Annotated in this window: 20 protein-coding genes and 1 riboswitch; of the genes, 2 read left to right on the forward strand and 18 right to left on the reverse strand. The window is 61.4% G+C overall.

Features of this window, described 5'->3' with window-relative positions:
* Nucleotides 1-204 precede the first annotated feature (204 nt).
* From AC5JCN_RS04510 to AC5JCN_RS04545, 8 genes are all read right to left on the reverse strand, one after another.
* Nucleotides 205-873, reverse strand: coding sequence for a hypothetical protein (locus AC5JCN_RS04510; protein ID WP_495753832.1), 669 nt, complete (start codon nucleotides 871-873; stop codon nucleotides 205-207).
* Between the two features lie 4 nt (nucleotides 874-877).
* Nucleotides 878-1,594: a Crp/Fnr family transcriptional regulator gene (locus tag AC5JCN_RS04515; protein WP_495753833.1), complete on the reverse strand. Its 717-nt coding sequence runs from the start codon at nucleotides 1,592-1,594 to the stop codon at nucleotides 878-880.
* 200 nt (nucleotides 1,595-1,794) lie between these two features.
* The gene (locus AC5JCN_RS04520; protein WP_495753834.1) at nucleotides 1,795-2,949 is read right to left on the reverse strand and encodes an EAL domain-containing protein; all 1,155 of its coding nucleotides are present in this window, start codon (nucleotides 2,947-2,949) and stop codon (nucleotides 1,795-1,797) included.
* Between the two features lie 98 nt (nucleotides 2,950-3,047).
* Nucleotides 3,048-3,269 carry a hypothetical protein gene (locus AC5JCN_RS04525; RefSeq protein ID WP_495753835.1) on the reverse strand — a complete coding sequence of 74 codons (222 nt, stop codon included), beginning with the start codon at nucleotides 3,267-3,269 and terminating at the stop codon, nucleotides 3,048-3,050.
* A 99-nt stretch (nucleotides 3,270-3,368) separates the two neighbouring features.
* A complete protein-coding gene (locus AC5JCN_RS04530) occupies nucleotides 3,369-3,557 on the reverse strand; it encodes a Flp family type IVb pilin (protein WP_495753836.1) in 189 nt (62 codons plus the stop codon).
* A 280-nt stretch (nucleotides 3,558-3,837) separates the two neighbouring features.
* On the reverse strand, nucleotides 3,838-5,715 hold the full coding sequence (locus AC5JCN_RS04535; protein WP_495753837.1) for a PAS domain-containing protein: 1,878 nt from the start codon (nucleotides 5,713-5,715) through the stop codon (nucleotides 3,838-3,840).
* A gap of 291 nt (nucleotides 5,716-6,006) precedes the next feature.
* Complete coding sequence (locus AC5JCN_RS04540; protein ID WP_495753838.1) at nucleotides 6,007-7,791, reverse strand: putative bifunctional diguanylate cyclase/phosphodiesterase; 1,785 nt, start codon at nucleotides 7,789-7,791, stop codon at nucleotides 6,007-6,009.
* Between the two features lie 65 nt (nucleotides 7,792-7,856).
* A complete protein-coding gene (locus AC5JCN_RS04545; RefSeq protein ID WP_495753839.1) occupies nucleotides 7,857-8,843 on the reverse strand; it encodes a GlxA family transcriptional regulator in 987 nt (328 codons plus the stop codon).
* A 990-nt stretch (nucleotides 8,844-9,833) separates the two neighbouring features.
* On the opposite strand from AC5JCN_RS04545, the gene AC5JCN_RS04550 reads away from it, so the two are divergent.
* Entirely contained in the window at nucleotides 9,834-12,203 is a 2,370-nt protein-coding gene (locus AC5JCN_RS04550) for an MHYT domain-containing protein (protein ID WP_495753840.1), read from the forward strand.
* A gap of 456 nt (nucleotides 12,204-12,659) precedes the next feature.
* Here the strand turns inward: AC5JCN_RS04550 and AC5JCN_RS04555 are convergent, their stop codons facing one another.
* Nucleotides 12,660-13,229: a recombinase family protein gene (locus AC5JCN_RS04555; RefSeq protein WP_495753841.1), complete on the reverse strand. Its 570-nt coding sequence runs from the start codon at nucleotides 13,227-13,229 to the stop codon at nucleotides 12,660-12,662.
* A 273-nt stretch (nucleotides 13,230-13,502) separates the two neighbouring features.
* Between AC5JCN_RS04555 and AC5JCN_RS04560 the strand changes: the two genes are divergently transcribed.
* Nucleotides 13,503-13,973 (forward strand): Ros/MucR family transcriptional regulator, encoded by a 471-nt coding sequence (locus AC5JCN_RS04560; protein ID WP_495753842.1) that lies wholly within the window; start codon nucleotides 13,503-13,505, stop codon nucleotides 13,971-13,973.
* Nucleotides 13,974-14,248: 275 nt separating this feature from the next.
* Here the strand turns inward: AC5JCN_RS04560 and AC5JCN_RS04565 are convergent, their stop codons facing one another.
* The 9 genes from AC5JCN_RS04565 to AC5JCN_RS04605 all read right to left on the reverse strand — a co-directional run bounded on the left by AC5JCN_RS04565 (nucleotide 14,249) and on the right by AC5JCN_RS04605 (nucleotide 19,721).
* Nucleotides 14,249-14,467: a hypothetical protein gene (locus tag AC5JCN_RS04565; protein WP_495753843.1), complete on the reverse strand. Its 219-nt coding sequence runs from the start codon at nucleotides 14,465-14,467 to the stop codon at nucleotides 14,249-14,251.
* Between the two features lie 41 nt (nucleotides 14,468-14,508).
* Nucleotides 14,509-14,611, reverse strand: a riboswitch (SAM-I-IV-variant riboswitch).
* Nucleotides 14,612-14,648: 37 nt separating this feature from the next.
* Nucleotides 14,649-15,008, reverse strand: a complete 360-nt coding sequence (locus AC5JCN_RS04570; RefSeq protein ID WP_495753844.1) for a hypothetical protein — start codon at nucleotides 15,006-15,008, stop codon at nucleotides 14,649-14,651.
* Nucleotides 15,008-15,283 carry an HGGxSTG domain-containing protein gene (locus tag AC5JCN_RS04575; RefSeq protein WP_495753845.1) on the reverse strand — a complete coding sequence of 92 codons (276 nt, stop codon included), beginning with the start codon at nucleotides 15,281-15,283 and terminating at the stop codon, nucleotides 15,008-15,010. Before AC5JCN_RS04575 ends, AC5JCN_RS04570 begins: the two co-directional genes overlap by 1 nt.
* A 50-nt stretch (nucleotides 15,284-15,333) precedes the next feature.
* The gene (locus AC5JCN_RS04580; protein WP_495753846.1) at nucleotides 15,334-15,528 is read right to left on the reverse strand and encodes a hypothetical protein; all 195 of its coding nucleotides are present in this window, start codon (nucleotides 15,526-15,528) and stop codon (nucleotides 15,334-15,336) included.
* A gap of 38 nt (nucleotides 15,529-15,566) precedes the next feature.
* Nucleotides 15,567-16,235 (reverse strand): hypothetical protein, encoded by a 669-nt coding sequence (locus AC5JCN_RS04585; RefSeq protein ID WP_495753847.1) that lies wholly within the window; start codon nucleotides 16,233-16,235, stop codon nucleotides 15,567-15,569.
* Entirely contained in the window at nucleotides 16,222-16,563 is a 342-nt protein-coding gene (locus tag AC5JCN_RS04590) for a hypothetical protein (protein ID WP_495753848.1), read from the reverse strand. The genes AC5JCN_RS04585 and AC5JCN_RS04590 overlap by 14 nt, the downstream gene beginning before the upstream one ends.
* Before the next feature lie 33 nt (nucleotides 16,564-16,596).
* Entirely contained in the window at nucleotides 16,597-17,700 is a 1,104-nt protein-coding gene (locus tag AC5JCN_RS04595; protein WP_495753849.1) for a hypothetical protein, read from the reverse strand.
* Nucleotides 17,701-17,763: 63 nt separating this feature from the next.
* Nucleotides 17,764-18,876 carry an AAA family ATPase gene (locus AC5JCN_RS04600; protein WP_495753850.1) on the reverse strand — a complete coding sequence of 371 codons (1,113 nt, stop codon included), beginning with the start codon at nucleotides 18,874-18,876 and terminating at the stop codon, nucleotides 17,764-17,766.
* Nucleotides 18,873-19,721, reverse strand: coding sequence for a hypothetical protein (locus AC5JCN_RS04605; protein ID WP_495753851.1), 849 nt, complete (start codon nucleotides 19,719-19,721; stop codon nucleotides 18,873-18,875). Before AC5JCN_RS04605 ends, AC5JCN_RS04600 begins: the two co-directional genes overlap by 4 nt.
* Nucleotides 19,722-19,888 lie beyond the last annotated feature (167 nt).

The raw sequence follows: 19,888 nt of genomic DNA on the forward strand, positions 1-19,888 counted from the left end.
ACGGTCATTTCCGTCGTGCTGCGAGAGCCGCTTTTGGAAGAACATTCAAGATCTGACTGCGTGAGATAGCCTCGCGTCGCCAGACCGCGCAGCAGCTCGTCAAGAGCTTCCTTGCTTCTTACGCAGACGTTATCGACGTTAAGCTGTGTCTTCATCATAGTGCCTCCATCTTAGTCATGAAATTCCAAGACAGCAAAAATAGCATCAGCCTCCAATTTTTTCGTCGCTCAGCCATGGATCCAGCCGAATACCTGCAAACGGAACGTCCTGAGGACTACGTGATACTTCGACTTCATGAACATGCACGTGATCCGCGCCCCCGTCTGTCAGTGCAGTCATCGCGACGGCTTCCCGGTCAAGGCGGCGGATACGCACCATGATCACCAGGCCGCCCTGGCGCATCTCGTCTTCCAGATCGACCGCGCTCCGCGGCAGGATCCGACGGCGGATGACTTCGGCCAGCCCCGCCGCGACGGCACCTCCGCCCGCCGCGGCGGCCAAAGCGGCAGCTATGGCCCCGCCGGTAGCGATGATCGGCATGGCCGCTCCAATGGTTCCGATGGCCAGCAAGGTGCCGAACACGAGAACGGATACGGCTTCATCATCATCGCTCGTCAAGACGGGCCGCCGCGGAACCTCCGGCATCTCGGCGGCACTTAGCGGGTCCATCAAGACTCCTCGCGTGTGGCGGCGGACAGTGTCGGGAGATCCCATCAGGTCGATATCGGCCCGGTCAAAGCCTGCTGCCTCCAGACGCCTGACGACCGTGTCGAGTATCTCGCGGCTTCGGACGACGCCGACGGCTTCCCTGATGCGCACGCGCTCATCTTCAGTCGGGCTTGGCACCGCGATTTGGGGAAGTTCCTCTGCCATCGGCTTACCCTTGCTCTTGAAGAGTGAGGCAAGAGGTTGCCAACTGCTGCAGTTCCGGCATTTTCACGATGTGTATAGTGTGACCGTCAATATGGATTGTTCCGCGAAGACGGAGGAGGGTGAAAGCTCGACTGACCGTCTCGCTCGAAATCCCCAGGTAATCTCCGATGTCATAGCGTGACATCTGAAGTTCCACGCGCGTCTTTGCTGACATGCGATCAGCCATATCGAGTATGAAGTACGACAGCTTTTGAACCGACTTGGCACGCGCCAGCTGCCGGAGTTGCTCGACCCGATCGCTGTTTCTGAATAACCAAACCCATAGTTGGCTGGCGAACGCTCTGTCGTCTTCAAGCCATGACTCGAGCTGAACGGGATCGATCTTCGTCAAGTGCAGGTCCGACACCGCCTCGCTCGTCGACATGTAGGAGCGTGTGCAGCTCATCCCGAAGATGTCCCCCGGCACACAGAACGACTGCACGAGCCGGCGGCCTTCGCTTGTCTGCTTCACTGTTCGCGCAAGACCATGTGCGACTTGGAAGATTGCACGGCAGGGATCCCCTTCACGGTAGATCGTGGTCCCGGCAGGAACGAAGATGATCGGTCGTGCTGCAGCAGCCGGCAGGCCACTTTCGTACGAGCTTTTTCCAAGTCTGCTCGGCATCCACTTGGAGTTGGCACTCGACCAATTACAACCTTGCTCGATGCGGCGCCCGTCCATGTCGCGACTCCCAGGACAGAGTAGGACTTGCGACAGTGAGCCTAGATCGCCGCACCGAAACTCCGGACTATCCCTAAGGACAATTGCGTGCTGCTCGAACGGTTTAGCCCAAGCCGCCTTGACGGGAAGCGCGCTGTGACCTTCAGCACCGGTCAGGACAAACTGGGTAGCTTGCGCGACACTCGCGAAGCCTGAGCGGCTCAGCTGGGTACCGGTTGACCAAGGCGGGCCATCAGTTCGGCCACAGCGAAGGAATCGGACAGCGCCGGTCCCTGACCAATCTCGGCGCCAAGGATACGAACGACACTGATGTCTTCGGCGTGCACGAGGCCCTTGGCTATCACCCGAGCGCCACACGCACGAGCACGATCCAGCGCCGTCTTGCAGAGCCCGGCGCGAACACCTTCACTCGCCGCGCCGTTCACAATTGTCGTGGCGAGCACGGCCTCCGAGCAGATCAGAGTGTCTGGTATCGCAAGCGAGCTCGGCCTGAGTCCGAACTCATCAATCCCGATGTCAACGCCATAGAGTTGCAGCCTCAGCGTAGATTCACGGCTGGCCAGTACTGTTTCGAGCAACTCATCTCCAGGGATCAAAAACGTCATTCCCGGCCATGTGTTGGCAGCCGGCAAGCGGCCGCGCACAAAGTCCACCATTTCTGGACCGGAAAGGAGGCAGGCCGGCATAGTGAGTGCGAAAGGAACGTTGCACACGTTCGAAATCGTGAGCCAGTCCTCAAGAACGCTCGTAACGGAGAACGTGGCGATTGCCCAGAGGTCGTCCCTGGACACCTTCGTCAAAAGCTTTTGAGCGTCGATCAATCCGATCCGGGGATGCCTTACCTTAGGAATAGCTTCAAACGAAACGATCGCTCGGGAAGCGAGATCAATGCGCGGTTGGTACGAAAGCTCAAGTTGCCCGTTTCTCAGCGCGTCACGTACGGTCAGTCGATTGCGTGAACCTATCGCCGCCTCTTCGCCCAGCAAGGCGTGCCTGAGTTGTTCCAAACCGAATGGTTTAGGCAGGGGCGACCTCAGTTGCAGCCCCATTTTCTTTCCGACGCGAGCCACCTGGTCCAGAACGTCGTGACCTCGCCCGCTGATGAGAACGATCCCCCCCGCGAACCGCATGTCAGTCAGATCAGACATCACCTCGATCGCATCAGTCGAACCAAGGCCGAGATCGAGGAGGACGAGGTCAGGCCTGATATCCACTACAGCACCGCGTGCAGTTAAGCGGGACGAGGCGCAGTGCGTAATCCACCCCATTTTTTGGATGGCCGCCGACAGGAATTCACACACGCTTGGATCATCGTCCACAACCAGGCAATTCAAGCTCTCGGCAGACGGCGACATAGCTTCTCCTAGGTGAGCAGAAGGCATGGCGGTCACTGCTGGTCACGAAGCCGGGCAACCTTCACTTCTGGAAAGCGCCCTCTATCACGCCAGTGAGATTAGCGGCCCAGACCGGATCGCTCGGCGGACATCTTGGTTCGAGCGGCAGCACCGATGCTCGCGACCATGTCCATGATCAGGCATTCGCAGTCCTTGGGATCGTAGCCGGCCGCAACCAGAGAACGGAAAGCATCTTCGATTTTCCTCTCGATCCCTAGGCGTTCGACCTCATCGAGAACGTCCTCGCCACAGGCACCGCACCATGAGAATAGGCGCTTCATTGACATTGCCTCGTCCTCGCTCGGTCTTGCGCCCGAATGATGGGGGTATGGTGCCGGACGTCCGCAGGAGCTCGTATCAAGGCTCTGTGGTTCATAGTGCTATTCTGCTGCTGCAGCTGATGTGTTGCCGAGCTCTACTCCTACACTGTCGAAGATATTAGAGAGAGCACCTTTGAAATTTTGGGCGGCACCGATAAGGCCGATCGCCATCAGAGCAGCAATAAGTCCGTACTCTATCGCCGTCGCACCCGTGTCATCTGCCAAGAACATTCCGAACGCTTTGATCATCTGCACTCACTCCCGCCAAATGCGATGGGCATATACTGTGAGCACGCTAGTTTCTACAGTATTAAACCATCGCCATAACACCTAAGTGGCACAGTATCGCTCATGCTTGGTGCGCATTTTTTGTATGGAGCGAGTAGCGGCCATCGAGGCGGTGGAGAAAATTTGCTCACGTGCAACGACGGGACAGATCGCCCTATGGGCCCCGCAAGGATGAAGAGGCTGCTCCGCCCGCGTCCGAAAGCGGCGCTTTTTTGGCCAGGTGTCGTCGCGGAAAGTCGGATCAAACCGGAGCGAGCTTTACCCCGCCGCGTCCATCTGCCGAGCAGAGGAAAACGACCCCGGCACCCTCCAGCGCGCTGCGAAGCATGCACAGCTTGCCGTGGTCGCGGTTCTCGGGATAGCCAACCTCCAACTCGATCCGCCGGATCGTAGACGCCGACACGCCGGATGCGTCCGACAATTCACGCACCGACCAGTTCACGAGACCTCGTGCTGCACGGATCTGCGCCCCTCCGACGACCTGCCTGTCCAGCTCTCCGGTCGATCGGCTATCATCGCATCGGCCAGGCCGCTTCACGTCATCCTCGCACGACACCGGACCGAGGGACCGACGCTCGACCACTCCGATCCATTCAACAATTCTGCCGTCGCTGGAGGCAACTGCAACGCCGCGGGAGTGGACCCACACATATTCGCCGGTCCGCGTCCGCAGGCGATAATCTCCCTCGGTCCGCTTGGCGCCGGGTTGGGTGAGCACTGCCTCGCGAATCCGCTCACGGTCAGCAGGATGTAGAGCTTTCAGCCAGCCCCACCCCTTCATCTCCAGTGGTGACTGGCCTGTGAACTCGTGCCAGCCGCAACTCTCTTCGAGCATCCCTTCCGGGCTTGCAATCCAGACAAGTTCCCCGGCCAACGTCGAAAGTGCAGCAAGCCTTGCTGCGACGATGACGAGCTGATCCCGGGCGCGAGCGTGGTCTGCTTCGGCTTCCTTCTGGGTCGTGATGTCGAAAGTAATTCCCACAATGCGGCGAGTTCCATTCTGCGGATCGTGCAGAAGCTTGCCACGGGCGCGGACCCAGCGTGTCCGGAGAGCCTGACTCTTCAGACGATAGGCTACGTCAAACGGCTCTCCTGTATCTTCGGTCCAACCCAAGGCGTACATGACCCGTTGCCGGTCATCTGGGTGTATATAGTTCTCAGTTTCGGACAGATCTCCCGAGCCTATCCCAATAATCTGCATACTGTTATCAGATCTGATGACTTTCCGTGTTTGTAAATCATAATCCCATGTGACCATCCGCGCAGCCTCGAGCGCAAGCCTGCTGCGTACTCCCTCAGTTCGAGCCTGTTCCTCGGCTTCCCGGCGTTCGTGAATGTCTTCAATCGTTCCAATCCACTCACGAATATTGCTCTGCTCATCCTTAAGGGGCAACATCTTTGATTGGCACCGCCTAAAATGCCCAGAGTGGTGGCGGACCCGAAAGCTCCAGACGGCGCTCGTCCCAAGTTCAAGGGCATCGAAATAGATCCCCTTGATCCACTCCACGTCGTCAGGATGAACGGCTGAGAGCCAGCCATGGTCTCGAAGTTGTTCCTGGTCTTGCCCAGTGAATGCTGACCAGAACCGGCACTCGATCTGCTCGCCGCCCGGGGTGGCACGCCATTCCCCGACGGTGTTCAGCGTCGCAAGCGCTCGGTAGCGCTCCTCACGCGCCTCAAGTTCCCGCTGAGCCTCCCGGATCCCCGTGACATCGAACAGAGTTCCTGCGGCCCAGGCCGGCTTGCCAGCGCCATCGCGGAAGATCTCGCCCTTACTAGCGATCCACCGGATCATCTTGTCGGCGCGTATGACTCTAAACTCGAAGTCGAGAGACTCGCCGCACGATGCAGCTTCGTCCGTCCTGGCTCGAACCCGCATCACGTCTTCCGGATGAACCCAACGCATAAAGGAGTCGAGATTGGCTGGCATTTCGCGGGGTTCGAGGCCCAGCAGCCTGAAAACCCCATCCGACCAGGTCACATCGCCCGATGCGAAATCCCACTCCCAGTTCCCCACCAACGCGATGAAGGAACCGCCTTCCGAGCAATTCGCTGAACCTACTAGCGCCTGCATTCCCTCGGGAGAAGCGTTCCCTTTGATTGGATCGTAGCTTTCCATGATATGGCCCGCTCCGATCAGCGGCTCCTTTCATTGATAATCTGTTGTTTGTCTGCTTGAGTGCTTCTGCCGATGAACATGAAAGCGGGCCGCGATCAATAAAAAACACGGCTGAGTAACGCTTAAGCTTGTCTTTGCTGGACGAAATTTGTCATCTCGATCCATCAGGCATCCAGCGTGACCCAATTTCCACCATTGCTCGGATGCCGGCCCACCTACTCTCCGACCGGGTGAGCCCTGTGCGCGGCGTTGCTTTGACGCAAGCGTATGGTGCCCGGTCATGGTCGTGGTTCACGGATCTCCGCATTCGGTCTTTCGCTCAACCCGCACAGTGCCCCGCCGCGTTTCACGGCACACAGCCGCAAAGGTCTCGCCGTCCGTAGGCCGACCGAACAGATAGCCTTGGCCGATCGGACAGCCCATGTCGGCCAGCAACTTCCGCTGGCCTTCCGTTTCCACTCCTTCTGCGACGACGGCGAGGCCAAGGGCGCGCCCCAGATCGATAACGGCCCGAACGATGACCATCTTTGAGGGACTTACCGCGAGTTCACTGACGAAACTCCGATCAATCTTGATCTCGGTCACAGGAAATCGCTCCAGTGAACTGAGACTTGAATAACCTGTCCCGAAGTCATCGACAGACAGACCCACGCCGATGTCCCTCAGCCGGCGAAACGCCTCAACCACACCGGGCGTGTCATTCAAGAACATGCTTTCGGTTATTTCCAGAGTAAGCCAGACGGGATCGGCGCTGGCCTGTCGAAGGACTCGATCGACCATCTCGGACATGTCGCGGTGCAGGAACTCCGAAGCGGAGACGTTGACCGAGAACCGAAGGGGCGTCTCACCCCGGACGTTCATGCGCCGGGCAAAGCTGGCAATTGCAGCAAGTCCACGCTCACCCAGATCGAGCAACAGCCCTGTCCGCTCCGCCGCCTCTATAAAACGACCTGGAGGCTGGATCCCGAACAAAGGGTGGTTCCAGCGTATCAGCGCCTCGGCGCCCACGCACTCGCCAGTCACGAGATCAATCTGCGGCTGGAAGTAATGGACAAACTCGTCGTTTGTGATCGCTACCCTAAGCTCTCGCGTCATTCGCACACGATGGCGGGCCTCCTCGTCATCCACGCGTTGAAACCGTCGGGGTCCACTGAGCGGGTCGGATTTCGCGGCGCGCAACGCTGCGCCGGCATTCCGGATCGGCGAGATCGCACCGGAGCCGGCATCGCTCGCTGCATAGCCGATGGCAAAGCGCATCGAAACGTTGGCGCCGGGAACGACAAAATCCGGGGAGAGTGCTGCTGAAACGCGTGTGACGATCGGTTGTACGCTCGCTTCGTCCGGAAGGTCGAATGCAAGAGCGAACTCGTTTGCTCCGATACGCGCGACAAGAGCTGCCCCGGCGGCCCGCAACCGGCGCCCGGTTTCCAGCAGGAGAGCGTCGCCCACCTCATACCCGTAACCGGTATTGATGTCGTGAAAACCGATCACATCCAGTTTGAGAACCAGGACCCGCTTGGCGTGAGAGGCGAGAAAAGCCTCAGCGGCAATCATGAACGACTGCCGATTGAGACACCCCGTCGCGATGTCGAGGTTTGCAGCACGATCCAACTCGATCTCGGTTTGTCGGATCGCCGATACGTCGCGAAGGATCCCGAGATAAAAGGTTTCCGTGCCGATTTTGAAGGGCCGCAGCCTGAGGCTGTTCCAAAACGCAGAGCCGTCCTTTCGATAATTGCGCAAGGTGACGTCTGCCGGCTCGCTCGCCTTGATGGCCCAGGCAATGTGGGCAACCTCCGGCTGGTCGCGCTCATTGCCCTGCAGATATCGACAGTCCTTCCCAAGTGCCTCTTCTCGGGAGTAACCCGTCATCTTCTCGAAAGCGTTATTGACGAAAAGGAGTGGCCCATTTCCCGCAGTGATGCGGGCAATGGCGATGCCATCGGTCAGTTCCTGCACCAGCTTCGGTAGTATTCGTTGGAAAGCCGCTGTTGACTGTACCTCGGCGCTTTCTCCTGCTGGAGCCGGCATGGCGCCGATCTCCTCTGGCGCGACGAGGTCCGAGAACTTGCTCATGGTCATGTATCGGCGCAATCGCGAACTCGGAGCAATCCACCGCAACCGCGGTTCTGGGACAAACTTCAGCCGATTTCGGCCAAATTTGACCTCGTCCCGTCTCCGGACGTCTGAAAACGATTCCTGTAGTCCAAAGGAGTCGTTCCCAGGTGAACGAGAAAGGCCCGGCGCATCGCGCGCGCTGATCCGAATCCGCACTTCGCCGCGACCGTCTCAATTGGCAATCGGCTTCCTTCCAGGAGATTGCGTCCGACATCGATGCGCGTGCGGTCGACGTATTCGGAGGGAGAAATGCCCACTTCCTGCTTGAAAACCCGCGCGAAGTTGCGTGGGCTCATGGCTGCGATCTTTGCCAAGGCTTTGACTGACAAATCCGCACCCGGATGATTCAAGATATAGCGTTGAACATCGTAGAGGCGGCTACGTTCCGCGGCTTGCGCCGCCAGATGTACACTGAATTGGGATTGATCGCCCGGCCTTTTCAGGAACACGACCAAGCGTCGGGCGACATAGAGAGACACCTCCCGGCCGAGGTCCTCTTCGACGAGCGACAGGCCAAGGTCGATAGCAGCGCTTGAGCCCGCAGACGTGACCATGGGACCGTCGCGAGTGAAAATGCGGTCGCCGTCCACCCGAGCGTCGGGGAAACGTTCGGCAAGCAGCGGCGCGAATTGCCAGTGGGTGGCCACGCGACGCCCGGCGAGTAAACCAGCGTCCCCAAGCAGGAAAGCTCCCGTGCAGACTGAGCCGTAGCGCCGGGTTTGCGGCGCTAGTCGGGCCAGCCAATTGACAACTTCAGCCCCGGGTGGGGTGGGAACTCCGACACTACCAGCCACGAGAAGTGTATCCGGACCACTCTCGACCGCGGAGTACGCCGAGTTCGGCATGACCCTGAGGCCAGACGCGCAGATGATCGGTTGGCTATCGACGGCAACAATTCTCATCTCATAGAACTCACGCGTTACATGTGAATTCGCTTCAGCGAACACATCCATCAGCCCCGCCAGTTCGAGTGAGTGGACATTAGATGGCGCAAATATAACCACTCGCATGGCCGTCTCCGTTGTTGCACGTCGGAGCGCAATCGATGATGGAGCTAGAGGCTGTAAAGTATCCTCCGCCTTTGCTCCGATCACTAGCTTCTCGTGATCATTTCTGATGAATTTTTGACTAGGCGTGAAACCGCACTCATGATCGCAGCTGTCCCGGATCAGTCGAGGAAGCAGTGCGTCCCGTGCGATAGCGACATCGTGGAGCTCCCTGCTCGGATTTATTCATAAGAGAGGAGTATAGAGAGCAATATAGCAACTTAATACGGGCGACTCAAACATAACGCTGCACTTGCAAATACTGCACCACTCCAAATAGTAGGTGACAAGTTTGAGTTATGATGGAAAGGGATTCCCAGCCCTGATTTTCCCAAGATCGACCTTTTACCTTCCAGCCAACAGTAGCGCGTGGCAGCGTTGTAGCTCCACTTCGGTGGCGGCTCAGGCGGAAGCCCTGTGGGACACGGAGTCTGCGTCCGCTTCGGCGATTTGGATTCATCGCGGTCCTTGTCCAAACGCCGTATGTTCGCGCGGCACCGACGGCAAGTTCGCGTGCATGGATCACTGCACCAGAGCGTATGGACGATCAGCGACGTTGGGTCAGAGGCCGTTGCGGCATTTGATTCCCAAGCGTGATCGGATCCGTTTCCGCCGGTCGCCTCACCCGGTGTGAGCGATTTACCGTCGTCAGCTGCTTCCAGTGGCACCGGTATCGCAACGGCCCTCCGTTCAAAGTCCGGAAGGCAGCCCGAACAGCTTCGGCTGATCGCAGCGCAGTTCGTCTTCGATGATCGACCAGGCAGCTCAAAGCAAATCAGAGGACGAAGTTTGATTTCTTTCGACCTTATCGATGTACGGGATGCCGGATGCAGTAGATTATTTTTGACGAATGCTTGTCTGAATCGGATACTTGGGACGTATTTTCGCCTGCACTTGATTTTCTAGAATGTTCGCGCCAGGAATGTGACACAGTCAACTCCCATTCGAGCCGCGATGCACCATCCAGGCGTTCACGACAGTACCCTCGTTCTCCTCTCAATCCTGATCGCGGTCGTAGCGTCCTACACCGCACTGGATCTGGCTGCGCGCATGCGCGCCGGATCGGGCCTGGCAAAGAGCGCCTGGCTTGGAGCCGCGGCTTTGGCCATGGGCGGCGGCATCTGGTCCATGCATTTCGTGGCGATGCTGGCCTTCAGCCTTCCCGGCATGGAGGTCACGTACGATCTCGCGCTCACGCTCGTCTCGCTGGTGCTTCCCATTGCCGTGACCGCAATGGGCTTCTGGCTGGTCAGCAAAGCCAACGGGGGTGGACGGATCACTCTGGCGCTCAGCGGCTTGTTGATGGGTCTCGGAATCGCCGGAATGCACTACACCGGCATGGCCGCTATGCGGATGCAGGCCGATCTCGGCTATAGCCACTTTTGGGTTGCAGTCTCTCTCCTGATCGCCGTTGGTGCTGCAACCGCAGCCCTTTCGCTTGCCATTCGGCAGGCGAGCTTCAGGCAGCGCCTCCTAGCCGCTCCGGTGATGGGTATCGCTATTGCCGGCATGCATTACGCCGCGATGCAGGGCGCCAGTTTCACTGCCTATTCCGATGAACATGTTGCCACGACAGCCAGCGTGGGCCAGACCCACCTCGCCGTCTGGGTCGCCACTACGACGCTGCTCATTCTTCTGCTCGGGATTGTCGCAGCAAGCATCGACAGAAGCTTCGCACAGCAGCTTCAGACTGAGGCCCTCGCCCGCAGCGCGAGCGAGCAGCGATTTCGACTCCTCGTCCAGGGCGTGGCGGACTACGCGATTTTCATGCTCGACCCGCAAGGCCATGTCACAAACTGGAACACGGGAGCGCAGCGCATCCACGGCTACTCCGAAGGCGAAATCGTCGGGCAGCATTTCTCCCGTTTCTACACTGAAGAAGACCAGGAACGTGGGCTGGCACGGCAGGCGCTCGAGACTGCCGCACGAGAGGAGCGGTTCGAGCATGAAGGGTGGCGGATCCGCAAGGACGCCACGTGCTTCATGGCGCATGTGGTGATCGACGCCATCCGCGACGAAAACGGGCAGCTTCTCGGGTTTGCCAAAGTGACACGTGACGTCACAGAGCTGCGGAGGAGCCAACAGGAGCTGGAAGAAGCACGCGTCGCGCTCACACAGGCTCAGAAGATTGAAACGATTGGCCAGCTGACCGGCGGAGTGGCGCACGACTTCAACAATCTGCTGGCCGTCATTATGGGCAACCTCGACCTGATGCGTCGGCGGGTGAAGGACCCTCAGCTGCTGAAGTTCATCGACAACTCGCTCGAAGCTGCCAAGCGCGGCGCCTCGCTCACTGGGCGCATGCTGGCCTTTGCCCGCCGTCAGGCACTCAAGACCGAACCGATCGATGTCCTGAGCCTTGTGCACAGCCTGTCAAACCTGTTGGAACGGTCTATCGGTCCGACCATCCAGATCCGCACGGAGTTCCCGTTACGCCTGCCCCGGGCCCTGGCCGACGCGAACCAGCTGGAACTCGCAATTCTCAACCTCGTCGTGAACGCACGCGATGCCATGCCTCAAGGTGGAACGATCACGATGTCGGCTGAGCTGAAGTCAGAAGCAGGTGCCAGTTTTGTAGCGCTGACCGTTGAGGACGCAGGCACTGGAATGGATGCCGAAACCCTGGCCAAGGCCATCGAGCCGTTCTTCACGACGAAGGGCGTCGGGAAGGGCACCGGGCTCGGCCTCTCGATGGTCCATGGCATGGCGGAACAGCTGGGCGGACGCTTCGAACTCAGCAGCGAGGCCGGCATAGGAACCAAGGCGACCATTCTTCTGCCGATAGCGTCCGGCGATCAGGCGGACGAGCCGCCCGCAACGCCGACGTCCGAAATTCGAGGGGTGTCACCCCTCACGGTTCTCGTCGTCGATGATGACGATTTGGTCCTGGCCAACACCACGGCCATGCTCGAGGACCTTGGCCATACGGTGTTCGAAGCAGCGTCGGGCGAGCAAGGGCTTCGACTGCTGGGCGGTGAGAGCGGCATTCAGCTCGTCATCACGGACCAGCTGATGCCCGGAATGCTTGGCACGCAGCTGGCAAGCGCGATCCGCAAGAGGTGGCCAGAGATGCCAGTTCTGCTCACTACGGGTTACTCAGAGCTCCCGCCTGGTTCGGATCCGACCCTGCCCAAGCTCAGCAAGCCTTTCACCCAGGCAGATCTTGCACGTGAGCTCGCTCGCATTGAACGGCCGCAGGGACCAAGTCATCCCGTTCCCGCGCAACTGGCTGGCCGAACGTCTACACAGTTTCGGGGCGCTCATCGTTCGGTGCCCTACGTTGACGAGCGGGCTACGAAGGCCGAAGGTCGACACGGTGTATGAAATGAATGCTTCGCCGGCTTTTGACCGCGAAACAGGGCTCTCGGTAGCAGATCGCAGCCGCGCCAAGTCTCTGTCGTGACCGGCAGTGGCTACCTCTCGATTGCCTTAGCACGCGTGAGACCAGCTGGTCCCCGCGTGCGCATTGTCTGCCCAACCGCATCCTGGCTTAGCGCCCAGCGCTTGGATCGGTTCCTGAGCCAGGATCGGGATGCTCGAACCGGACAGGCGTTGGAGATCGGTGGCCGTGTTCGCCTGGAGTGCTGGCGATGGCCTTCCGTGTCCTGGGCTGCCGACCACCTAAGTTCGACGGCCGCGAAAGTGAGGGGTTGGGTTGAAAGGCTTCCGACCTGAAGGCGGTCGGCTGTCGATCAATAGCGCGCGTTGCGGAATAACTTTGCGCACCGACTAAACTCGCAAGGTAGGCGGCCGCCAGGGCATGACCCTGCACTTCATGCCTCAGCGAAGCGCCCCGCGGCGTTGCTCATCCGAGAGAACGCGGAAAACGCTGCGCTGTGAAATGCCGAGCTGCGCAGCGATTTTCGCTTTGCTAAGCCCCTGCGCGGTAAGTTCAAGAATGTCCGACGCCCTCGCCCTCGCTGTCGGCTTCCGTCCCTTGTACTTGCCGTCAGCTTTCGCCTTTGCAATTCCCTCTCGCTGCCTGTCCAGCATCAGGTCGCGCTCGAACTCGGCGATCGACCCGAGCAGGTTGAGCATCAGCTTTCCCGTGGGTGTCGAGGTGTCGAGCCCGATTTGCATCACCCGAAGAGTCACGCCCTTCTCGCCGAGACGTCCCAAGATCCGCACCAAATCCGCGACGGAGCGCGCGAGCCGATCCAGCTTCGTGACGACGAGAGTGTCGCCATCGCGGAGGAAATCGAAAGCAGCCTCGAGTTCAGGTCGCCTGACTATCGACGAAACGCGCTCGGAGTAGATCTTCTCTGAGCCTGCAGCCTTCAAGTCTCGTTCCTGCGCTTCCAGTCCTGCGATCTGCTCCACGCTGCTGGTTCTCGCGTAGCCGACAATCATGCCACCCCTCCTGACGCATGAACCTTAAACTATGCGTCAGATGGTATGTCAAAACCCGAGTTCAAGGTGTGTGTCATGGTCGCTGTTCGTCTCGTCCGCCTGACGCTGGAGCCTGCCCTAGTGGCAGAAGGTACGGCGCTCAGAGCGGGCAGAGCGCACCCACCAATGATCTGTGCCTAACTAGCTGGGCTCCTTACTTCGCAGCTGAGATCATTTGTGCGCTGACCAGTGGTGTCCCATCTTCCGGGGCGCAACATCCAAACGGAGCATCAGATGTCTGACGAAGCAGGTCGCGAGATCCTCGATCTCGTCGCCGACGTCGTGGCCGCCTACGTCACGAACAACACCATCCAGGTGCGAGAATTGCCTGAACTGATCGCGTCGGTGCATGCTTCGCTGACGAGCGCTGCTTCCGGAAAGTCGCCCGAACCGGAAAGCGAGCCCCTGGTACCCGCCGTGCCCGTCAAAAAGTCGATCACACCGGATTACCTGATCAGCCTCGAGGATGGCCGGAAGTACAAGACGCTGAAGCGTCACTTAGGGGGCCTGGGTCTCACGCCCGACGAATACAGGACGAAGTGGGGACTGAAGTCCGACTACCCGATGGTCGCGCCATCGTATGCGGCTCGGCGATCTGAGCTGGCAAAGGCCAGCGGCCTTGGGCTATTGCGCAGCAAGGCGGCTGCCACACCGAGTCCTGCGCCTGCACCCAGGAAGAAGCGGACGACGAAGGTCTCTTCATGACTGGGCCCGTGCGGCGGGCCGGGTCGCGCCTGCCGCACGCTTTTACCCGGGATTGATCAGGAGCCCTTAAGCCCCTCGTCGCGGTGTGCTTCTACCCATTCTTCGAGCGTTAGCTTGATCAGCCATAGGCCATGCGCACGGGCCCACCATTACCACCGGGACGCGCGCTCGGTGAATCGGGATCTTCGACCTTGCTCTTGTACATCCGCTCAAGGTGCTCGACGCGCGTCAGCATTGTTCAAGAGCCTCGAGCGCAGTCTCAAACCGTCCGGCGCTCATCCGCGGCTCCTGCCGATGCTGCTGGCCGGGCCAGCGAAGTAGTGCTCGGCGAAGGTCTGACGACGCTCTCTCAGATCCCGCTCCCATCGCGCGATCTCGGCGCGAAGCATTCTAGTCGGCAGTGCTTCCGGCCCGTACGCCACTTCGGCTTCGGCCAAGTGCTTCTTCATGAGTTCCAGGTTCGAGGTGGGTCGGGGCCGATCCTGCTGCGCCATGTCTTCCTCCGGTCGGGGGAGCACGCACGAGGGGAGCTGGCTGAGGGCGCCGTGGTTGCCGGGCTCGGCCGCATCCCCTTGCGGGTCGCCACCGTGCCACGGGCCGGTTGGCGGAGGCCGATGGCCTCACTCCTGATGCTGAAGACATTGTAGCAGATTTTCCTCGGGCTCGCTTCTTACATCAAGCAGCCTTGTCGTCCTCCCGCGGCGGCAGGCTTTCGAGACGCCATTCCTCGCCGTCCCATACCACCCAGGCGAGCTTCACCGGGCTTGATGGCGCGGCCTTGGTCAAAGTCAGGATGTCGGGAAGGAGCTGCAGGACTTTCCCGATTTCAGCGAGGCTGTGATCGTCAACTGCGTTCTGCCCCAACGCGCAATATGCGACCTCCTCCAGAATCGCGCTGCATTCGACAAGGAGCGCGAAGACGGGGCCGATCACGTCGGTGCCATATTCGAACATTTCGTGGCGCTCGAAGATCGCCTCGATATCCGGGTGCTTGCGAAAGAAGGCGCGCTCCTCGTCGTCGAAGTAGTCGTCCATCACCCCTCCTCCTTCAGACTGCGCAGCTGCGCCCTGCCGTCCCGCAGGACGGCGCTGACCGCGCGCTTCTCGGCGATCTCACCCTTCGTCCAGGCGCCGCCCTTCCAATTGCCGTTGCGCTTGCCGGCGGGAGCCCCGCTGCCCTTCCCGCCCCCGTGCAGGCGGCAGCGGGTCTTGCCCTTGTTGGCCGCGCGCTGGCAGGGCGTACCCGCGCGGGTCTTGGCCCCACACCGGGGCGACTGCCAGAGGCGATAGGCCGGGCTGTCAGGCGTCATCGTCGGCTTGCTCCCTTCTTTTTGGATCGACCCCGGGCGTTGCGACGCGATCAGAACGGGATGTCGTCGTCTTCGTCGTCGAAGAGCTTCACCGGTCTGCGTGGCCGGGGGGCGACGGCCGGCTGCTCCACGAGCTTGTCGAGCTTCATCTCAATCTGCTCCAACCGGGTGAGCGCTTGGGCCAGCGTCGCCCTGAGATCACCAAGCTGGAGAGCCGTATCGGGATCACTCTGCTTCCTGCTCATCGTCGTATGTCCTTCGAACGTGTTGGGCTGATCCGGTCCTACTCACGCTCATCCTGGCGACGCCCCGCAACGTCGTTCGCGATAATGGCCTGGGCACCCGACTCAAGGTGCAGATGCTCCACCCGAATGTGCTGGTCGCCCTTCTTGCGCAGCTTGTGGAGGGCGAGCAGCATTTCCGAATACATGCGCATGGCACGTGTGGCTGTCCGCATGTGCGCGCCAGACTGCTCGGGGTCGAACTCCGTCTTGGCTGCCCTGGCGATGGCCGCCATTCCGACCTGATGTACGGCGGCCATCTGCACGGCGAGAGCGGCTTCCATTTCGTTCTGCGGCTCGGCCGCGGCAACGACGGCCAGCGCCGTGTTGATGTCGTCCTCGTCAGGCGCACGGTGCTGAGACAACCGGCAGGCCGCCAGGCGCTTCAGCTCAGTGCGCTGGAACGCCGGCGATGTGCTCCCCAGGGCAACTGCCATCGCGGTCGAGTGCCCTTCGGCATCCGCGTGAGGAGGGCCCAGGTGGGCCCTCCCCTGCTCGTCGCGCACCAGCTGCAGCTGCGGACGTGGCTTCGGGCGCTTGCTCCTGGCTTCGGCGATCACCGACTGCTCGAAGGCAGTCGGCTCACGCGTTGCGGGTAGCTGGACGGGCGCCGGCGCGAAGGGCAATGAGGCGTCCGAGAAGGCCAGGTCGGGGCGCTTACGCAGCGTCATCGGAAGCGCTCGCGTTGTCCGCGTCCAGGGTACGACCAACGGCGACAGTGCCGCCGGGCCGGCGGCTCAGAAGAGGCGACTCGTCAAGAGCCAACAGCCGCTTCGCGTCCTGGAGCAGCGTGACAGCGCGCTCCACCGTGCCCGAGAGGAACTCGTCAGCATACTCTGCATTCTGCAGAGCCGTCTCGAGCACCTCCAGCTCAGTCAGTGCATCCATGGTCAGGCACACGGCCGCGTTGTACTCGCAGTCCGAGCGCCTCCAGAGGTCATGTTTGTTGAGCAACGCCTCGACTTCGGGGTTAATGACGGTCTTGAGGTCCGCATTCATGATGCTGTCCTTTCTCGGGGTGTTCCTTCCAGATCACGCCGCCTGATCGGCAGCGGCGGTGATGAGCTTGGCCTTGAAGCGCTCGGTCGCAGCGCGGGGGCCGAGAGCCTTCGCAGCCTCCAGCAGGGCGTCGCGCAGCGCATGCTCGAGCAGGGAGTCGAACCGCTGCTTCGCCTCTTCGTTCTCACGCGGGACTGTGTTCACGACCGTGTTCGCGCCATAAGCACTCTTCACGTTCTCCAGGATCTCCCTGAATTCCTTCAGGGGCGGGCAGTCGTCGCCGAGCAAGAGGTTCAGCAACTCGACGCGACCCGGGCCATCAAGCTTTGCGCGAGCGAGCAGAGTGAGCGCCTCCCACGGCAATTTCTCAGAGTCTGAGATTTTTCTGTCGCCGATCAGCTCCGCTACGCGCATGCAGTTGCCGACATACGTCCGGCTCATGCGCGTTTCGCTCTCCACGAACTTTCCAAACTGACCGTGCGGGAGGTTGGCCTTGGCAACCAGGGAGAGCCTCCCAACTTCGAGATTGTTGCGGCCCGCGACAGAGCCAAGCTCGCGAATCCTGATCGCGGCCTCGACGCGGTCGAACGCGTCCTCCTCGTGCACCACGGGATCGGCGGCCGGCCGGGTTGCATTCTTGGAGCGCGGGGACTGGCTGTCAGCCTTCGCGGTCTTATTCTTCCTGTTCGCCCGTCCCTGCTTCGTGGCCTGCGCGGCCGGCCCGGCCGCCGCAGTCGAGTGAGCCGCCTCGCCTTCCTGAGGCAGGTCATCCTCCGTGGGCACCGGCGGCGGCGTGTGCACACGGTCGGCGACGAGGTCGCCGGTGCCCGGCGTTGCGCCTTCGGGCGCCGTCTCCTCGGGCGAGCCATCCTGATTGGGCGGCGTCGAGACGGGCGGCTCTCCATCGAAAAAGCTGGGCTCCAGCTCGGACGGCTTGGCCTGCGACTTCTTCTCCGCCTCCCAGGCCGTCCGAAAGTTCTCGAAATCGATCGTTTCGTTCCCGTCCAGGAAGGAGGCAATGTTCATCAGGATACCGATCTTGATTCCGCTCCCTTCGGAGATTCTGTCGAGAGAACAGTCCGCCATTTTCGCCCAGGCGTGGATCTCGGAGATCGTGATATTCTTCATCGCGCACACCCCTTGGTTTACCCATGTTGATAGGACGTTTTGGATTCGCAACTGGAACGACGATCACGGCTCCTATTCGTCGCGAATTTGATCACCGCGCTGGAACTTGCTCATCTCCGAACCATGCTCATCTTCCTTGTTCTTGAGCATGTTCCGCTCCTCCGGCAGCTCCCACTGCCAGCCCTCCTCAAACCCGAGCTTCGTCTTGACGAGGCCGAGCGCTTTGATCGCGCGCCGCAAGGTGGCGGGGCTGATGAAGCACTCCGAAGCGCTGCGCTTCAGGTCGACGCTCAGCACCGGCCCATCCGCCAGCTCGCTGCGCAGGAACTCGCAGGCTTCTTCAAGCGCACTGCGGCCGGCCGTGTCCGGGCGCTTCGCCGCCAGGATGGCATCGAGAGGGACGACGGGAGCGGTCTCCTCCCAGACGACGCGCGACGTCTCGATGCCGTCCTCGACGGTGCACTCCTGGATGCGGAACGCGAGCGGCCGGGCGGAACCGAGATTGTCTTTCGCCTGGATCATCAGACGCCGGCCGGCATCATCCGGATCACGCCCGACCAGGAACACGGCCCGCGAGACCGCGCCGACAGCGACCGAGCCGAGGACCCTCTCCACGGCGCGGGTACTGGCACCCTTCGCCAAGTGGCTGATTCCCAGCCCGGAGAAGCCGTAGCTCTTCGCCATGTCGGCCAGCGCGGTCATGCGTCCGCGAGTGCCCAGGTGACCCGCTCCCAGGACCGTTGCCAGGGGGTCCAAGATCACCAGGCGCACGTCGCCGATCCGCTCCACAGCGGCGGCGATGCGGGCGAGGTCTACGGCGGGATCGTGCGTGACCGTAAGGACGTGCGCCCGGCCGAGGACATTGCCCGCGACCAAGAAGCGAGGGCGGATCGTGTGCCCCAGCGCATCTTCGGTCCCCAAGATCAACACTGATCCGCGAACCGTCGCCTCCGTGCCGTCGGGCCAAAGTGCGCCAGCCGTGACGGAGGCGCTCAGGGCTGCCGCGACCTGGGACTTTCCCGTGCCCGCCTCGCCGGCCAGCAAGGTGATCATCCCCAGGCCGAGATAGCGGCGCCACAACCATGGCATCGGCTCCGACCGGATCGCGCCGAGGCTGGTGACGCCAAGGTCGTCGAACGGGCCATCATCGCCCGGCTGCGGGGGAAGGTAGTGGAAGCGAGTCACTCGCGGTCTCCCCTCGTCTGGCCAGCGCCCAGCACGCCGGCGCCGCGAAACAGCGAGCGTCGGGCGAACGCCTGGACGAGTTCACGGTAGGCCTGGGCGCAAACGGGGTCGCCCCGGAGACCGAGGGCGGCCAGGCCAAGACCGTCCAGGGAGCCGTCGTGGTTCGGTTCGCGGGACCAAGGTCGGGCGAGGTAGGCGATCAGGTCCCTGGGCGTGGGCGCCAGGCCAACGTCGACGGTTTCCGACGTGACGCGCCTTCCGGCCCTGCGCAGGCGGTCGCAGTAGACGTGCGCGAGCGCTTCGCCGGCCACCACAGCATCGCCCTGTGCTGCGAGCACGAGGTGTGTGTGCGGGTGCCAACGCCGCACCCAGGTCAGAGTCACATGGGCCGCGGAGATCCGCCCGACGAGGCCCTGGCTGGAGTGCGCAGCCTTCACGCTGCGCGCCTCGATCGCCCTGCTCAGCGTGGCGCTGACCAGGGCGCGCGCGTCTTGCAGCTGGCCCAGCGGGACGTCAGTGATGGTCAGGGTGACCTGGGCGTAGGAGAGGCCCGTCGGGAGAAGGGCGAGGCGGTCCTGGTGGACCCGGCGATGGCGGCGCATCACCTCGCCCGGGCAGTACGGGCAGGCGATGAACCCGCACCGCTGCAAGCCCATGTGGGGCTTCTGCAAGGGCACGCCATGGACGAGGTACTCGACGACATTGGACTGCGCCCCTGCCTTGCAGGAGAGCACCCAGGAAGGGGGATGGTCACCGAAGAGGGCGCGGATGGGGTTGCCGGGGTGCGCGGCCGGGGAGGTCGGGGGAAAGTCGCTCCCTCTTGAACCAAGAATGTGCTTGCTCACGGCGCGTCCTTCTCATGGCGGAGAAGGTCCTTGGCGGCAGCGCGCGCGATAATGCGGACCAGGGCGAGCAACTGTCCGCGCGGTGCAACGTGCGGCAACGACGAAGGCCGCGGGCGGGGCGTCTTAGATCTGGAGTTGGGCTGACGAAGTGTCATGCCCCATTCCGG

The organism is Alsobacter sp., assembly GCF_059501845.1.

Coding starts and splice junctions, on each gene's coding strand:
- AC5JCN_RS04510 (WP_495753832.1), bottom strand. CDS start 873: ATGGCAGAGGAACTTCCCCAAATCGCGGTGCCAAGCCCGACTGAAGAT.
- AC5JCN_RS04515 (WP_495753833.1), bottom strand. CDS start 1,594: ATGGACGGGCGCCGCATCGAGCAAGGTTGTAATTGGTCGAGTGCCAAC.
- AC5JCN_RS04520 (WP_495753834.1), bottom strand. CDS start 2,949: ATGTCGCCGTCTGCCGAGAGCTTGAATTGCCTGGTTGTGGACGATGAT.
- AC5JCN_RS04525 (WP_495753835.1), bottom strand. CDS start 3,269: ATGAAGCGCCTATTCTCATGGTGCGGTGCCTGTGGCGAGGACGTTCTC.
- AC5JCN_RS04530 (WP_495753836.1), bottom strand. CDS start 3,557: ATGATCAAAGCGTTCGGAATGTTCTTGGCAGATGACACGGGTGCGACG.
- AC5JCN_RS04535 (WP_495753837.1), bottom strand. CDS start 5,715: ATGGAAAGCTACGATCCAATCAAAGGGAACGCTTCTCCCGAGGGAATG.
- AC5JCN_RS04540 (WP_495753838.1), bottom strand. CDS start 7,791: ATGAGCAAGTTCTCGGACCTCGTCGCGCCAGAGGAGATCGGCGCCATG.
- AC5JCN_RS04545 (WP_495753839.1), bottom strand. CDS start 8,843: ATGCGAGTGGTTATATTTGCGCCATCTAATGTCCACTCACTCGAACTG.
- AC5JCN_RS04550 (WP_495753840.1), top strand. CDS start 9,834: ATGCACCATCCAGGCGTTCACGACAGTACCCTCGTTCTCCTCTCAATC.
- AC5JCN_RS04555 (WP_495753841.1), bottom strand. CDS start 13,229: ATGATTGTCGGCTACGCGAGAACCAGCAGCGTGGAGCAGATCGCAGGA.
- AC5JCN_RS04560 (WP_495753842.1), top strand. CDS start 13,503: ATGTCTGACGAAGCAGGTCGCGAGATCCTCGATCTCGTCGCCGACGTC.
- AC5JCN_RS04565 (WP_495753843.1), bottom strand. CDS start 14,467: ATGGCGCAGCAGGATCGGCCCCGACCCACCTCGAACCTGGAACTCATG.
- AC5JCN_RS04570 (WP_495753844.1), bottom strand. CDS start 15,008: ATGGACGACTACTTCGACGACGAGGAGCGCGCCTTCTTTCGCAAGCAC.
- AC5JCN_RS04575 (WP_495753845.1), bottom strand. CDS start 15,283: ATGACGCCTGACAGCCCGGCCTATCGCCTCTGGCAGTCGCCCCGGTGT.
- AC5JCN_RS04580 (WP_495753846.1), bottom strand. CDS start 15,528: ATGAGCAGGAAGCAGAGTGATCCCGATACGGCTCTCCAGCTTGGTGAT.
- AC5JCN_RS04585 (WP_495753847.1), bottom strand. CDS start 16,235: ATGACGCTGCGTAAGCGCCCCGACCTGGCCTTCTCGGACGCCTCATTG.
- AC5JCN_RS04590 (WP_495753848.1), bottom strand. CDS start 16,563: ATGAATGCGGACCTCAAGACCGTCATTAACCCCGAAGTCGAGGCGTTG.